The 15,499-nt window shown below is 44.5% G+C and carries 13 protein-coding genes; 5 read left to right on the top strand and 8 right to left on the bottom strand.

Going from position 1 to position 15,499, the window contains the following annotated elements:
* Positions 1-172: 172 nt before the first annotated feature.
* Positions 173-823 (bottom strand): maleylacetoacetate isomerase, encoded by a 651-nt coding sequence (gene maiA, locus ACHEVO_RS04220; protein ID WP_394124386.1) that lies wholly within the window; start codon positions 821-823, stop codon positions 173-175.
* 157 nt (positions 824-980) lie between these two features.
* Between maiA and ACHEVO_RS04215 the strand changes: the two genes are divergently transcribed.
* Positions 981-1,838, top strand: coding sequence for an IclR family transcriptional regulator (locus ACHEVO_RS04215; protein ID WP_394124050.1), 858 nt, complete (start codon positions 981-983; stop codon positions 1,836-1,838).
* A gap of 45 nt (positions 1,839-1,883) precedes the next feature.
* Here the strand turns inward: ACHEVO_RS04215 and dctP are convergent, their stop codons facing one another.
* The 5 genes from dctP to ACHEVO_RS04190 form a co-directional block, all read right to left on the bottom strand.
* Positions 1,884-2,936: a TRAP transporter substrate-binding protein DctP gene (dctP, locus tag ACHEVO_RS04210; protein ID WP_394124385.1), complete on the bottom strand. Its 1,053-nt coding sequence runs from the start codon at positions 2,934-2,936 to the stop codon at positions 1,884-1,886.
* 147 nt (positions 2,937-3,083) lie between these two features.
* Complete coding sequence (locus ACHEVO_RS04205) at positions 3,084-3,659, bottom strand: VOC family protein (RefSeq protein WP_394124049.1); 576 nt, start codon at positions 3,657-3,659, stop codon at positions 3,084-3,086.
* 173 nt (positions 3,660-3,832) lie between these two features.
* Entirely contained in the window at positions 3,833-5,134 is a 1,302-nt protein-coding gene (fahA, locus tag ACHEVO_RS04200; protein ID WP_394124048.1) for a fumarylacetoacetase, read from the bottom strand.
* 311 nt (positions 5,135-5,445) lie between these two features.
* On the bottom strand, positions 5,446-6,642 hold the full coding sequence (locus ACHEVO_RS04195; RefSeq protein WP_394124047.1) for an amino acid aminotransferase: 1,197 nt from the start codon (positions 6,640-6,642) through the stop codon (positions 5,446-5,448).
* 157 nt (positions 6,643-6,799) lie between these two features.
* Entirely contained in the window at positions 6,800-7,747 is a 948-nt protein-coding gene (locus tag ACHEVO_RS04190; protein ID WP_394124046.1) for a LysR family transcriptional regulator, read from the bottom strand.
* 161 nt (positions 7,748-7,908) lie between these two features.
* Here ACHEVO_RS04190 and hppD point away from each other — a divergent pair, with 161 nt between their 5' ends.
* From hppD to ACHEVO_RS04170, 4 genes are all read left to right on the top strand, one after another.
* Positions 7,909-9,009, top strand: coding sequence for a 4-hydroxyphenylpyruvate dioxygenase (gene hppD / locus ACHEVO_RS04185; protein WP_394124045.1), 1,101 nt, complete (start codon positions 7,909-7,911; stop codon positions 9,007-9,009).
* Between the two features lie 132 nt (positions 9,010-9,141).
* Positions 9,142-10,089, top strand: a complete 948-nt coding sequence (phhA, locus tag ACHEVO_RS04180) for a phenylalanine 4-monooxygenase (RefSeq protein WP_394124044.1) — start codon at positions 9,142-9,144, stop codon at positions 10,087-10,089.
* A 149-nt stretch (positions 10,090-10,238) separates the two neighbouring features.
* Complete coding sequence (locus tag ACHEVO_RS04175; RefSeq protein ID WP_394124043.1) at positions 10,239-10,580, top strand: 4a-hydroxytetrahydrobiopterin dehydratase; 342 nt, start codon at positions 10,239-10,241, stop codon at positions 10,578-10,580.
* Between the two features lie 83 nt (positions 10,581-10,663).
* Complete coding sequence (locus tag ACHEVO_RS04170) at positions 10,664-12,073, top strand: Na+/H+ antiporter NhaC family protein (protein WP_394124042.1); 1,410 nt, start codon at positions 10,664-10,666, stop codon at positions 12,071-12,073.
* 67 nt (positions 12,074-12,140) lie between these two features.
* Here ACHEVO_RS04170 and ACHEVO_RS04165 read toward each other — a convergent pair whose 3' ends face one another.
* Complete coding sequence (locus ACHEVO_RS04165; RefSeq protein ID WP_394124041.1) at positions 12,141-12,887, bottom strand: siderophore-interacting protein; 747 nt, start codon at positions 12,885-12,887, stop codon at positions 12,141-12,143.
* A gap of 73 nt (positions 12,888-12,960) precedes the next feature.
* Positions 12,961-15,141: a TonB-dependent siderophore receptor gene (locus ACHEVO_RS04160; RefSeq protein WP_394124040.1), complete on the bottom strand. Its 2,181-nt coding sequence runs from the start codon at positions 15,139-15,141 to the stop codon at positions 12,961-12,963.
* Between the last annotated feature and the right edge of the window lie 358 nt (positions 15,142-15,499).

Genomic DNA, 15,499 nt, shown 5'->3' with positions numbered 1-15,499 from the left:
AGGCTAAATTCAGCAATTAAGCTAGGAATTAAGCTGTAAAAATAGGTAGGGGTAAAGAATAGCGAAGAATAAAGCTCGACCAAATATTAAGTGTTAATTCTAAGTCACTTAATATTTGGCCGAGAAGATAAATATTCTATAAAGATAGGTATCCTATAAAAACTGTCTTAAATTAGGCATTACGTTTCGGCGCATCAGGCTGCATCATAGGGTCGGCATCTGCAAATGCTTCTAGTGTACGGCAATGAGTATCAATGGCGACGATATTGGGATAAGCGCTCAAATCTACTTTGAAGCGGCGAGCAGAAGAGACTTGCGGAATCAAATAACAATCTGCGAGAGTAGGACTGTCCCCATAGCAGAACTGTCCGCGATTGTTATCCGCCGCCAAACGTGTCTCTAAAGCGGCAAAACCTTCACTGATCCAGCGATTGCACCATGCAATCACATCTTCCTCGTTTACTGACAGCTCATTACGCAGGTACTGCAAAATGCGGCGATTATTAATTGGATGGATGTCGCAACCAATCATGGCACTCAGCGCGCGTACCTGCATACGCCCAGCAGCATCTTTAGGTAATAGTGCGTGCTCAGGGTAGACCTCTTCTAACCACTCCAAGATAGCTGGACTTTGATATAATAATAAATCGTCAGCTTGTAGGACAGGTACTAATCCTTGCGGATTAATGGCTTTAAAGGCAGACTCTAACTGTTCATCCTGAGCCAGATTGATCGTGATATCATCGTAATCCAAGCCTTTTAGGTTCATCGCGATACGAGTGCGGTAAGAAGTGCTACTACGAAAGTAGCCATAAAGTGCCATCATTATTCATGTCCTTATGTAGATGTGTTTCCAAAAAAATAAATATTATGAAGTAGGGGCTGTATCTCAGTGATATTTGATCGGATAAACCCTTATTGAACAGACCACTAACAACCAAAATTAAAAAATAACCAAGCACACCAGAATCGAGCAAATCATGCCAGCAGACAACACCCTTGTAGACAGTTCTATCACCAGTAAAAACCAAAATGGGGTTCAGTCGCTTGAGGTTGGGCTGTCGATACTCGATGTGCTGATCGACCGCCATGAGCCTATGATGCTAAAAGATATCGCTGAAGCCATGCAAATGCATCCAGCAAAATCCCATCGTTACTTGGTCAGTCTCATCCGCAAAAACTACGCGCGTAAGCTCGATGATGGTCGCTATGGGCTTGGTGATAGAGTCAATGCGTTGGCATCACTAGGACATACTGGACTCAACCAAAACAATCTTTTGGCACGTCTCACGCAAGTGGCTAATGAAATCAAAGACACCTTAAATTGCGGTGTGCAAATTGCCAAATGGTTTAGCGAAGGCCCTATTATTATTCAGTCCGTTGAGCCAGACAGTCCGATTAGTATCATTACTCGCATTGGCTCACGTATGCCTCTGACGACATCGGCCACAGGGCAGTTATTTGCCAGTTATCAACCTGATGCCGTCATTCAGCCATTGGTCACAGCTGAATGGCATACGAGTAATACCGCCGCAGATATGGCCGAGAAGTGGCAGCACTTTACCCAGCTACAGGCCAAGATTCGTACTCAAGGCTATGCGACAGTGACGGGCGATATGCTCGTGGGTATTAACGCCATTACGATTCCTGTAATATTGCCACAGCTTGCCAGTAGCGCTGTTAACCCACCCACGAGTAGTGATAAAATTGTTAACGAAGCGCTACCGCTAGAATATGCTATCACTATCATTGGAACAACAGAGCAATTGCCTATGAGTGAGCAACATAATGTGGTTAAGCAAATACTGGCGATAGCACAGCGTTATCAAATTGCCTAGCCAGTATGTGGTGCTATAAGCTAGGGCGTGCCTTCAATTCATCCTCTAAACCATACAGGCGCTACTGGCCGCTTTTGCTTTTTCGTATACGTTGTCAGCATCTAGGCCAGTTGCATTTACTTCATCAAGGTAATGCTGAGAGCCTTCCATTAATGGACCTCTCCAATCTGGATCATTAAGTGGATCAGGGATATCAATCATAATATCGCCTTTTTCTTTGGCAGCGGCCATTGCTTTGGCATTGCTGACGTCAAATACTTTAGAGATATGCGCTGCCAGCTCTGGGCCAGAATTATCATCAATCACTTTTTTGAGGTCATCAGGCAAGCTGTTATATTTCTCTTTGTTCATGCTAATCACAAAGGTAGAATTATAAAAAGGGATGTTGGTGTGCGTATTGATCAGCTCATCAAGGCGAAACGCTTGAATGGGTTGCCAAGTAAAACTGAGTCCATCAATGACACCGCGCTGCAGAGAGGTATAAGTATCACTGGCAGGCATGCCGACAGGTGCAGCACCAGTGGCTTCGATAATATGGCTCGCAACCGCAGAAGGTTGGCGAATACGTAGACCTTTCATATCAGCTGGTGTACGAATCGGTTTATCAACCGTATGAAGTGCACCTTGTCCAGTGCCTATCAGCGCTAGCAAGTGAGTGTCTTCGTACTCGTCTTTAATGACACCCTCGTCATATAGTTTATGAAGTATACAGCTCTGCTGCTGTGCAGTATTTGTAATGCCTGGCAACTCTACGATTTGAGTCAAAGGGAATCGTCCTGCTGTATATCCTTGCGCTTGCATACCAATATCTACACTGCCTTTCGCCGTAGCATCATAGGTAGCACCTGGTTTGCTGAGCGTCGCAGAAGGGTATATCTCAACCTTTAAGCGGCCTTTTGAATCGGCTTCAATTTTTTTCGCCCATGGTTCCAATGCTTCGGTGTTTATGTTGTCAGTGGCAGTCATGAAGTGCGAGAACCGCAACGTTGTCACTTCACCTACATCTGTAGACGCGCCTGCTGCTTGGTCGTTATTGGAGCAGCCAGTCATCGCAAGCGAGGCGGCTAAGAGTATTCCTAGCGGGGTTCTTATTTTCATCATAGAATCCTTTCATGATGGTTAGATAGGGTTCGGTATTGTTTACTACCTATTGACACCTAGGGTATGTCGTCAATTAGCTACTTTATAATTAAAGCGATGATTAACTGATCATGTAAAAAAGTAGCAAACAGGATGACAGGAGAGTTACTCGCCGACAGGAGCAACTTCGCGTGCTTCAGCCAACTCATCACTATGCAAAAACTGTGTATGTGCGGGAGCACGCTTGGTACGAGACCACTCGTCTAGCATGTCTTGCTTGATGGCGTCTGTAATCATCGAGACTTTGTCTTCTGAAGTTGGATCGTCATAGGTCAGCTCTAGACGATGACCATTGGGATCAAAGAAATAAATCGAGTGGAATATACCGTGATTGGTCACGCCAATAACATTGATGCCTGCATTTTCTAAATGTTCTTTGGCAACGATTAGCTCGTCACGGTCCTTAACCTTTAGCGCTAAGTGCTGCACCCAGCTTGGGGTATTAGGATCAAAGCCCATCTCAGGTTGGTTGGGTACTTCGAAAAATGCTAAGACATTGCCATTACCAGCGTCCAAAAAGACGTGCATATAGGGGTCAAAGGCTTTGGTCGAAGGCACATGGTCTTCTGCGAATGCCAAAATAAAATCCATGTTTAGATTTTTTTTATACCATTCGACGGTTTCTTTGGCATCTTTGCAGCGGTAAGCCACATGATGGATTTTCTCAATTTGAAAGCTCATATCAATGTCCTTTTGATAAGGCGTGTCACTCATTTGGCTTTATTCACATAACGATGAGTAGGTGAATGCGTTTGTCTTCCTATCTGCCTGCATGAGAATTTTCACGCCTATTTTGCTATTTCTCTATTTATGTTATTTTTAAATACTATTTATTAGTCACTATTTTCCAAATGCTACTTGTCAAAATCAAAGCTAAGCGCTGGTAATACCTTGCCGCGTACTTCACCAAAGCCAACACGTATACCATCTTTTTCGCTATAGCCTTTCATAATGACCGTGTCACCATCTTCGATAAAGCTGCGTGTTTCGCCACCTTTTAGCGTGACTGGTTTGGTAGCGTTCCAAGCAATCTCTAGCATTGAGCCATAAGAGTCAGGTGTTGGCCCAGAAATCGTACCTGAACCCATCATGTCACCGACTTCAACTTTGCAACCAGTGATGGTGTGGTGGGTAAGCTGCTGTGCCATTGACCAGTACATGTATTTAAAATTGGTCTCGCAAATGATGGTCGCTGTTTCCGCATTTTCAGGCAGTAACTCAACTGATAGATTGATATCAAAGCTGTTGTCGCTCGATTTTTCGTTTAGATATGCAAGCGGCTTGGGTTCTTGTGTTGGGCAAGCCGTCTTAAACGGTGCCAATGCATCCATGGTGACAATCCAAGGAGAAACCTCGGAGGCAAAGGTTTTGGCATTAAATGGACCTAAAGGTACGTATTCCCATTTTTGGATATCTCGTGCTGACCAGTCATTGAGTAGCACCATGCCAAAAATATGATCAGCGGCATTATCTACGGTGATTGGCTGACCGATATGATTGCCTTTGCCAACGACAAAGGCGGTCTCTAGCTCAAAATCTAAACGCTTACAGGCTGAGAATATAGGGCGCTCATCAGGGCTAGGCTTTAGCTGACCGGATGGACGTACGATATCAGTTCCACTGACGATAACGGTGCTGGCGCGTCCGTTATAGCCGACAGGCATTTCAGACCAGTTAGGCAGGAGGGCGTTGTTTGGATCGCGGAACATGGTGCCGACGTTGGTCGCATGCTCTTTCGAAGAGTAAAAATCGGTAAAGCCTGGTACTTGCACTGGCAAATGCGTGGTGACGTCTGCTTGCTTGAACAGCGCCTTTTTCTGCAAGTCTGCATTGTCACGTAGAGTGTCATTGTCGCTAGACAGCAGTGTCTGAATCGTCGTGCGTGCCTGCGTCCAATTGTCTCGACCAGAGTCAATAAAAGCATTTAGCGTGGATTGGTCAAAATACGGACCACCGTCTAAACTTAATAATCCTTCGGCTTCGAGTACAGATAGATCCAGTACATGATCACCAATGGCAACGCCTGCACGGCGCTTGTTATCACTAGCAGCGTCTTTAGTTTCGCTAAAGATACCATAAGGGAGATTATGAATAGAAAAGTCAGAGTCAGCAGCGATATCGATAAAAGAGGTGAGGGTGCTGTCAGTCGTTGACATGATTTGCTCCTTGCTAATATAAATTATGAATTACGTTATAATTAATTACTTACGTATAATGTAATTTATTGATATATGGATTGCAAGTTTTTTGTGCAATGTCTTTTGTGAAAAGGCTGCTTTGAAAAGTGGTTGTCGTTGTTTTGACTAAAGGGTTCTGACTAGATGATTTTAATAAAATAGTTCTGACGAAATAACTTTGATTAAATGCTAGGCATAAAAAAAGGCCGAGCAATCGCTCAGCCTTTCTTATCTATGTTTATTTTTTATAAAGTTACATATTGAGTAATATGTTAAGTAACTTGGACTAATTAATCTTTTAAGACGTCTGCCATGGCATTGGCTACATAGTCGATGTTGCTGGTATTTAGGCCAGCCACACACATACGTGAGTTAGAAACCATATAGATACCAAACTCGCTTTGTAGGCGCTCGACCTGTTCAGGCGTGAGACCAGTAAAGCTAAACATGCCGTTTTGACGAGTGATGTAATCAAAGTTACGGTTAGGGATTTTAGCCTCTAACACTGACTTTAGCTTTAGGCGCATGGCTTTGATACGGTCACGCATCGCATAAACTTCGCCAACCCACTGCTCATGTAGTGCTTCATCATTCATGACGATATCGACCACACGTCCACCATGTGACGGCGGGCTTGAGTAGATACGGCGTACGGTTGCGTTTAGCTGACCGAATACGCGCTCGGTTTCGTCTACGGTTGGGCAGACGACTGATAGGCCGCCGACGCGCTCGCCGTATAGCGATAAGTTTTTAGAGAATGAGTTGCTAACAAACAATGGCAAGCCCATCTCAACTGCTTTACGAATAGCGTAAGCGTCGCTGTCCATGTCTTCGCCAAACCCTTGATAAGCGATGTCCATGAATGGAATCAGCTCACGCGCCTTCACGACGTTGAGTACAGTATCCCATTGTGCTTGGGTCAAATCCATACCGGTTGGGTTATGGCAGCATGGGTGTAGCAAAATGACGTCATTTTTGTTTAATGTTTCAAAAAACGCAATCATTTCATCAAATTTGATGCTGCTGTTGGCTTTGTCGTAGTACGGGTATTTACCGACTTCTACATCAGAGCCTTCAAAGATAGCGATATGGTTGCCCCATGTCGGATCGCTCACATAGCACTTAGCTTGTGGAAACCAGTCATGAATAAATTCAGCACCGACTTTTAGCGCGCCAGAACCACCGATGGTGGCGATAGTAGCGACCAAGCCGTCTTTTAAAATCTGGGCGTCTTTACCAAATAGTAATTCCTGACAGCCTTTGCGGTGGCCTGGTAGGCCTGCCATTGGCAGGTATGGACGCGGTGCGATAGGATCAGCAATACGCTCTTCGGCTGTTTTTACACAGTCGAGTACAGGCAATACGCCATTCTCATCATAATAAATACCAATACCTAAATTGACCTTGTTAGGATTGCTATCTGCTGAGTATTTTTCCATAAGACCTAAGATTGGATCACCAGCGTAATAATCGATACGTTCAAACATGCCATTTCCTTATAAAAATATAAATCGAGCAGCCGAAAATCATAGAGCAAATCGCGGCTGAACTCAACACGAGAGTGGGTTATATGCGGCAATTAATAAAATAAATAGCCAAATAGATTGTTTATTCATCTATCAAGCGCATTTGACATGCTATACGTCATTCGCTAGACGATGAATCAGAGTGATGTAGGTCGTTATAATGGGTCGCAAAATACGTTTGCAAAAACTGCTTAAAAGCACTGGTCGCCGGAGACAGCGCCCGTGAGGCTCGCTGATAGATAAAAAACTGCCGCATTTTGACTGGTTGTGTAAGCGGTCGCATCAGCAGACCATTGGCGCTGACCCAATCAATAACTTCAGGCATATAGGGCAGACACAGCGTGATACCAAAGCCTTGGCGTGTCATCTCAAGCGCGGTGGACATAAAGTTCACCTTGTATCGAGCTTGTTGAACGTGAGCGGAGATAGAGTCGTCGAGCTCTGCGGTTACTTGATCTAGGAACGGACCTTGTAAGGTAATCAGCGGCGTCTCTAATAAATCTTGCCAAGTAATTTCGTCTCTTTGTGCCAGTGCATGATTGTCTGGCATAACCACACAAAATGGTAGCTGATACAACAAGTCAGCCCCGATATCATCTTCAGTTTCTATAAAGCCAAGCTCAGTACCAACGCCTAAATCGACTTCGATATCTTGGATATGCTTAAGCAAGTTTTCTGCTGAACAGTCCAATAGTGAGACACCAATATTTGGATATTCTTTGGCAAATTGAGCGATGACGGCAGGTAGGGAAGACGCTGCAAACTGTGATACCGCCAAGCGCACCTGACCTTGGGCCAAGCTGGTCAAGCTACTTGCTTCATTTTCAAACAGCTGCATCTCATTCAAGATGCGCCGCGCTTGTGGTAGTAGATGCCGTCCTACTGCTGACAGAGACAACTGGCGAGTGGTGCGATCAAACAGCACGATACCGAGGCCAGTCTCTAATTCTTTAATCAATCCACTAACAGCAGATTGAGTCAAATACATCTGTTCGCTGGCACGAGTAAAGCTGCCGTTGTCAGCGACTTTGATAAATGCGGTCAATTGGCGAATGCTGATATTCATAAGTAAACCTGATAAATAAATCATAAAAAACAATTAGTCTTATAAATAAAGCTAATCTAATATAAATACAACGTCAACAATAAAGATTGATTATTAATCGTTTTATAGATTTTCGCTAATAACCGATTTTTTACCACCAATTGAAATTAAGGATAATTACAATGGCAGATTTATTTGACAACCCAATGGGACTAAATGGATTTGATTTTGTCGAGTTTGCTTCTCCGCAGCCTGATGCAGTCGACGCATTGTTTAAGCAGCTTGGTTTTGCCCATGTCGCCAATCACCGTTCAAAAGACGTTGCGCTATACCGCCAAGGTGATATCAACCTTATCCTAAACCGCGAACCAAAAAGCCAAGCCAGTTATTTCGTTGAAGAGCATGGCGCCGGTGCTTGTAGCATGGGCTTTCGGGTAAAAGATGCCAAAAAAGCGTATGAGCGTGCGGTAGAAATGGGCGCACAGCCAGTAGACGTACCAACTGGGGTGATGGAGCTTAGATTGCCTGCTATCAAAGGCATTGGCGGCTCATTAATCTATTTGATTGACCGTTATAAAGATGGCGAATCTATCTATGATGTCGACTTTGAGTTCTTTGCAGATATCGACAGAAACCCTGTCGGCTATGGCTTCAAAGTCATCGATCATTTAACGCACAACGTCTATCGTGGACGCATGGCGTATTGGGCAAAATTCTATGAGCGTATCTTTAATTTCCGCGAGATTCGCTACTTTGATATCAAAGGTGAGTACACGGGACTAACCAGTAAAGCCATGACCGCACCTGATGGAAAAATCCGTATTCCACTGAATGAAGAAGCCAAACAGGGCGGTGGTCAAATCGAAGAGTACCTAATGCACTTCAATGGCGAAGGTATTCAACATATTGCGCTAGCCAGTGATGACTTGTTTGCCAGTATCGATAAGCTAAAAGCGGCTGGTATTCCGCTTATGACCGCACCAAATGCTGCTTACTATGAAATGCTGAGCGAGCGTTTGCCAAACCATGGTGAAAATGTCGCCGACTTGCAAACGCGTGGTATCTTGTTAGACGGTACGACAGAAGGCGGTGCACCGCGTCTGCTACTACAGATTTTCTCTGAAACTATTTTGGGTAGCCCAGTGTTCTTTGAGTTTATTCAGCGTAAAGGCGATTATGCCGATGGCTTTGGTGAAGGTAACTTTAAAGCGTTGTTTGAATCGATAGAGCGCGACCAAGTACGTCGCGGCACAGTCGGTCAGCAAGAGACTGAAGCCCTATAATATTATCTAACGCTTAGACCACATCTAACAATTGGACAAGACAAAAGGAGTTTGTGTTGTCCTTAATAGGTGCATTACCTAACAGCACGATTGCAAAGGTAATGCTCTCATTGCGATAAAAGGAATACAGGCATGGAACGCCTATCACAGATAGATTCTCTTAATACTGCCATCGGTACCAATAGCGTTGCTACTAGTAAGCAAAGCGACGATGCGGCCAGTCATCCTGACGCAGCAAATAAGAAACAGCCGTATATCTCGCATCAGCCAGATAGCAATGGTCATATTCACTATAGTGATGATGAGCATGCAATGTGGCAAGCGCTGCTGGCACGTCAAGCGGAACAAACGCCCAATCGTGCGTGTACTGCATATCTAGAGGGTTTGACTAAGTTAAATTTACCGACAACGAATATCCCGCAGTTGCATGATATCGATGAGGTATTGCAAGCGACCACAGGTTGGCAGACCGCCGCTGTGCCTGCATTAATCAGCTTTGGTAAATTTTTTAAACTGCTCGCCAATAAGTCCTTTCCTGTGGCGACTTTTATTCGTCGATTTGATGACATGGACTATATCGAAGAACCTGATATTTTTCACGAAATCGTTGGGCATTGCCCGCTGTTGACCCATCCTGCGTTTGCGACGTTTAATGAGACGTATGGCAAGCTTGGTCTTAGCGCAACGAAAGAAGAGCGCTGGTTTTTAGCACGACTGTATTGGTTTACCATCGAGTTTGGCTTGGTTGGTAGTCGCGTGGAAAATCGTAGAATCTATGGTGGCGGTATATTAAGCTCACCTTCTGAAACGGTTTATGCACTTGATCATACAGCACAAGAGCAATCAAACCTTCGATATACAAAACAGCATCAGCCTAAACCGCAACCTGAGCACCGAGCGTTTGATTTGCTCGATGTGTTGCGGACGCCTTATCGTATCGATCAGATACAGCCGATCTACTATGTCATTGATGAATTAGATACCTTATTTGATATCGTCAATAGTGACATCATGGGTGCGGTCAAAAAAGCTATGTCGCTTGGACTATTTGAGCCGACCTATCCAGAAAAAACTCATTAAAAACGTCAATTCAAAATTAAACGTGAAAATCATCACTTCAGTACAAAGTATTGAGATAGCAATACAGCTATATCGACATGGACGTACGAGTATTAGAAAATAGCTAGCAAAACAGACATCAAAAATAGCCACTATAAAAGGATTTTATTATGACAGCACTATCACAAAACAGCTGCGAAGCTTGCCGCATTGGCGCACCGAAAGTCGATGAAGCCGAAGCACGAGAACTATTACCGCAAATTCCTGATTGGTCATTGATCGAAGTAGATGGCATTCAGCAATTGCAGCGTCAGTATAAATTTAAAAACTTCGTCTCAGCAATGGCATTTGCCAATCAACTGGCAGACATCGCTGAAGCAGAAGGGCATCATCCGGGTATATTGGTAGAGTGGGGTAAGGCTACGGTCACTTGGTGGTCGCATAGTATCAAGGGTTTGCATCGCAATGATTTCGTCATGGCAGCTAAGACCGATGACTTAATCGATAAGTAATAAGTTGCTTCACTAGCAAGTCACTAAAATTAAAATCAAACCCAATTTAGTGCCAGTATTTACTGGCATTTTAAGGATGTGTCATGCCACCAAAACCGCTCACATTAATCAGTGCCAAGCTCGCCTTTATCATATCCGCCATCGTCATCGGTATCATGGGTATCACCATGATCGGTTTTGGCTGGGTGCCGCACCTATCTCTTATATTGGCTATCTGTGTGCTACTGGCTATCGGTATGTACAAAGGACTCAGCTTTGATGACATGCAAGCGCAAATGGCCTCAGGTGTCATGCGTGGTATTGGTGCTATCTACCTGTTCTTCTTTATCGGACTGATGGTTGCGGCTCTAATGATGTCAGGTGCTATACCTACACTCATGTATGTAGGCTTTCAGCTGATATCACCTGAATACTATTATATTTCTGCCTTTATCTTAACCTCTATTATCGGTATTGCTTTAGGTAGTAGTTTGACGACTGCAGCAACGCTTGGCGTAGCATTTATTGGTATGAGTAATGCCTTTGATGCCAACGTGGCGATAGCAGCGGGGGCAGTGGTATCAGGCGCGTTCTTCGGTGATAAGATGTCGCCATTGTCTGATACTTGTACGATTGCCTCTTCTGTCGTGGGCATCGATCTGTTTGAGCACATTCGCAATATGATGTACACCACGGTTCCTGCTTGGGTACTGACGGTTATCTTGTTTTGGATGTTCTCAGGACAAACGACCAGTGCTGATCTGAGTCAAGTGACCATGCTACAAGGACAACTGATAGACAGTGGTCTGGTGCATGGGTACTCGGTATTGCCGTTTGTGGTACTGGTTGGACTAGCACTGTTTCGGGTCAATGCGATTTATACAATTATCTGTACTATTGCTGCGGCACTCATCATTACTTATGTACATAGTTCACCAAGCTTTGGTCAATTGGGCGGCTACTTGTTTGGAGGGTATGCTCCTGCTGAGTCATTAGAGCTAGGGGAAGTAGGCGGTATGCTGTCGCGCGGCGGTGTACAGAGTATGTTCTTTACGCAGGCGATTGTGATACTGGCATTAAGCTTAGGTGGTCTGTTAACGGCACTAGGTATTCTGCCAGCACTGCTATCTGGTATTAAGGACACATTGACGACATCAGGGCGAGCGATATTTGCGGCAGCGATGTCGGCACTAAGCATTAACGTGTTGATTGGTGAGCAGTATTTGAGTATCTTATTGTCTGGTACGGCATTTCGTTCGACGTTTGAGCGTCTACATCTACATCCTAAGAATTTGTCGCGGACGATTGAGGATGCGGGGACGGTGATTAATCCATTGGTGCCTTGGAGTGTGTGCGGGGTATTTATCAGTCAGGCGTTAGGGGTGCCAGTATTAGACTACTTGCCTTATGCGTTCTTCTGTTATTTGTCATTACTGCTGACACTGCTATTCGGGTTCACTGGGCTGACGATTAGTCGGGTGGAAGAGGGCAATATGAAGACCGCTGAATTGTGATAAACAGCAGGCTATAAAAAAGGTGGGGCTAATATTAGCCCCACCTTTTTTGTTTCGAAATACGTAACTACTGATCTTCCGTTTGCGCATCCTGACTTTTGACGATTTTATGCTGATCCTCTGTGCTATCGACTTTCCAGTAGCTAGAAACATATAAACGCGTCTTTGGTATCGCGCGCTCAACTTTGAAGTACTGGCGCAATGCGCGCATACTATGAAATTCACACGCTGCCCATACAGCAGGTTGACCATCAAGCCAATTCAAAGATTTAACACAGCTCAGTAAAGGACTATCGTCTGCATTTGGATGCGCATTAATCACCCAATGTATCTCGACGTTCTCTGGTTTTTTGAGCGTCTGACGATCTGCCTCAGTCGTCACTTCAAGTACCGCGTAACCACGAGCCTCAGTAGGCAACAGGGCTAAGTTGACCGTAATCGCTGGTAGCGCGGTCATATCGCCGACCAATAAAAACCAATCTGCTTCATTGTTAATGAGCTTTTTTGGCCCTGGACCACCTATCAGAATTTGATCGCCGACTTGCGCATTTCGTGCCCATGCTGATGCAGGTCCTTCCGTCTCATGTAAAGCAAAATCAACATCTATTGCGTCATCACGTTGCACGCTCACCGTATAAGTACGCATCAGTGGGCGGCTACCTGCATCTTGAGGGAATATCAGTTTGATATAAGCACTTTCTTGATCGATAGGAAAATTAACCATGCCAGCACCGCCAAGCGTGACACGACACATATTTGGCGTAATGTATCTAGTGCCAATAACTTCTAGTTCTCTTGGAGTAGGTTTTGCCATATTATGCTTTCCTTCTAACAGCGGGTTAAGGGTTAGCTTACTAATAGCACCAACCCGCTGCTTGTAAATTTGATTAAAAATTGGCTTTTAGGCTGACTGACATCTGACGTTCAGGTCCCATCCAGCAGTTATTGATGTCGTAACAAGCACCAACATAGGTCTTATCGAACAGATTGTTGATACTAGCACCCACAGCCAGCATAGGGTTGATCTGATAGCTGCCGCCGACATCTACCAGCGTCACACTGGGTAAGTCATCAGAGTTTTGTTTATCAATCTGCATGCCATCTTCGTAGCGAATGCCAGCATTTAGAGTGAGTTTGTCTGTGGCATAGTAGTCTGCCCATAGCGTGGCTTTGTGTTTGGCCGTTTGAGCAGGGGTGTTGCCGACTACATCAGGGTTGAACTCATCTTCTGTGATCTCAGCATCGGTGTAGCTGTAACTTGCCGCGAGATCTACCCAGTCATTGAGCATGCGACTGCCTGATATCTCAAAGCCTTTTGATTCAATTTCACCAGTTTGCGTTTGGCTTCTGTAGTTGATCTCATCCGCTACTACGACGTTTTTTTGTGTGATATCAAATACGGCAAGCGTTCCTTGAGTGGCACGATCTTTTGACAAGTACTTTACCCCAGCTTCTACTTGATCGGCAGTGGTTGGCTTAAATGGTTCATTGGTAATAAAGTTACTACCGACCACTGGCTGGAATGACTGCGAGTAGCTGGCATAAGGGGAGAAACCATTACCAAGGTCATAAATGGCAGCGAAACGCCCACTGGTTTCTGAGGCATCATTGTCAATTGTTTTGTCGCTATAGATGACGCCTTCAGTGGCTTTGGTTTGCTCAGTGATACTGTCAAAATTATCGTGACGTAAGCCTGCCACTACAGTCCAGTCTTTCCATTTCATTTCATCTTGCACATAGAGTCCAAGCTGGCTTTGTTCGATATCTTCCTCTTGACGATAAGCATCTAATGGCAGAGTGTCAGCATTGATTTGTGAATAATTTGGATTAGATAAATCAAGATTTGGCGTGCCATCTGCCCCAGCATCATAGTAAGTCGCGCTACTATCTGTCTCTTGATACTCAACACCGAACAGTAGATTGTGTGAGGTGTTAGCTGTATTGAATTTATAGGCAAGCTGGTTGTCCGTGGTCCAGTTATTCATGCTCTCATCCGTGGTATAAGCCACGCGATTGAGAATCGTGTCACTGCCCTCTACAAACCCTCCACTGTTATACATATTGCGTTGCTGCGCCTCGGCATCGGTATAGCGCATGATATGTTTAAAAGTTAACTGGTCATTGATATCCCAGTTCACGGTGACGCTTGGCATAAATACTTCTTTACTAAATTTATTCCAGTCGTCGCCTGCATAGGCATCACTGTCGAGCTTGCCATAGCTTGCATTATAGACGGTGCCGACAGCAGGCAATGGGGTAGATGGTACCATCTCTGGATCATCTTGATAAAACAGATTGGCAAGTATTGAGACATCATCAGTTGCCTGCCATTTAAGCGATGGATTGATCAGCAATCGCTCTTCTTCTGTGGTTTGCATTTGCCCATCTTTTTGGCGTTTTAGCGCGACTAAGCGATAATCCAAGGTGTCTGTGATTGGGCCTGTACTATCGACGGCCACTTCTTTTAGGTTTTGATTGCCAAGTCGTAGCTGTACTTCGTTTTCTTGAGTGCTCTTAGGGGCTTTGGCTATTTGGTTCACCATACCGCCGGGTGCTGCATAGCCATAAAGGGATGAAGCAGGACCTTTCACGACTTCTACCGCTTCAGTCGCATAGACATCGACTTGTGGCATCAGATTCCAAGCGCCATCGTAGGGCAGTCTTAGTCCGTCATAAAAGTTTGAATAGGTTTTAAACCCGCGAATATTGTACTCATCAAAGACAGATACCGTACCGCGGCTTTCAGAGCTTACACCTGGCTCATAACGTAATGCAGCATTGACGCTATCTGCCTGACGCTTTTGCAACAGGTCTTGATCGATTCTGGTATAGCTCATTGGCGCATCGTTTGGGTCCAATGCAGTTTTGGTGCCAGTACTACGATAGCCATCTGAGTAGACGGTAATAGCATCTAAGGTGGCTGATGGTGTAGCAGCCTCATCGTTTTCAGTATTGTTTGTCGTCTCTACAGCGTAAGCGGCGTGACTCATACCCATAATCAGGCCAATTTGTACTGCTGTAGTGAGATATTTTTTGCGAATGACGTTAGTGGTTAGATGAGACCGCATCAGATTTCCTCTTGGACTAAAATAATTAAATATTATTGATAACAGTTAAAGCAAATTTACAACGACGCTAATAATAACACTAATGATAATTATTATCATTAAAAAATTACAACGCGACAGTTTTGAGAAGTATTTGCAGAACTTAAAAAGGTAGAGGCGCAGTATTGCAAATGAAGCAGTATTGCGAATAGAGCCATGCAGACTTACTGTTTTGACCGATGTATTTTAAACGATGGTTTTTGTCAGGCTTTTCTCGTATTATGCAGCAGCATTCTGAATACAATTATTTACAGAAGAGTTTTTACATCGCTGTATCGACGTCACTGTACGGCGTCATGCTAGCTCTTTGCGAGACTTT

The organism is Psychrobacter nivimaris, from assembly GCF_043419765.1.
Taxonomy (GTDB): domain Bacteria; phylum Pseudomonadota; class Gammaproteobacteria; order Pseudomonadales; family Moraxellaceae; genus Psychrobacter.
This window is presented reverse-complemented; position numbering and strand designations above follow the sequence as displayed.

Bases quoted from the DNA above. Each gene is read 5' to 3' on its own strand.
- ACHEVO_RS04215 (WP_394124050.1), top strand. From the start codon at position 981: ATGCCAGCAGACAACACCCTTGTAGACAGTTCTATCACCAGTAAAAAC.
- fahA (WP_394124048.1), bottom strand. From the start codon at position 5,134: ATGTCAACGACTGACAGCACCCTCACCTCTTTTATCGATATCGCTGCT.
- dctP (WP_394124385.1), bottom strand. From the start codon at position 2,936: ATGAAAATAAGAACCCCGCTAGGAATACTCTTAGCCGCCTCGCTTGCG.
- hppD (WP_394124045.1), top strand. From the start codon at position 7,909: ATGGCAGATTTATTTGACAACCCAATGGGACTAAATGGATTTGATTTT.
- ACHEVO_RS04190 (WP_394124046.1), bottom strand. From the start codon at position 7,747: ATGAATATCAGCATTCGCCAATTGACCGCATTTATCAAAGTCGCTGAC.
- ACHEVO_RS04160 (WP_394124040.1), bottom strand. From the start codon at position 15,141: ATGCGGTCTCATCTAACCACTAACGTCATTCGCAAAAAATATCTCACT.
- ACHEVO_RS04175 (WP_394124043.1), top strand. From the start codon at position 10,239: ATGACAGCACTATCACAAAACAGCTGCGAAGCTTGCCGCATTGGCGCA.
- ACHEVO_RS04170 (WP_394124042.1), top strand. From the start codon at position 10,664: ATGCCACCAAAACCGCTCACATTAATCAGTGCCAAGCTCGCCTTTATC.
- ACHEVO_RS04195 (WP_394124047.1), bottom strand. From the start codon at position 6,642: ATGTTTGAACGTATCGATTATTACGCTGGTGATCCAATCTTAGGTCTT.
- phhA (WP_394124044.1), top strand. From the start codon at position 9,142: ATGGAACGCCTATCACAGATAGATTCTCTTAATACTGCCATCGGTACC.
- maiA (WP_394124386.1), bottom strand. From the start codon at position 823: ATGGCACTTTATGGCTACTTTCGTAGTAGCACTTCTTACCGCACTCGT.
- ACHEVO_RS04165 (WP_394124041.1), bottom strand. From the start codon at position 12,887: ATGGCAAAACCTACTCCAAGAGAACTAGAAGTTATTGGCACTAGATAC.
- ACHEVO_RS04205 (WP_394124049.1), bottom strand. From the start codon at position 3,659: ATGAGCTTTCAAATTGAGAAAATCCATCATGTGGCTTACCGCTGCAAA.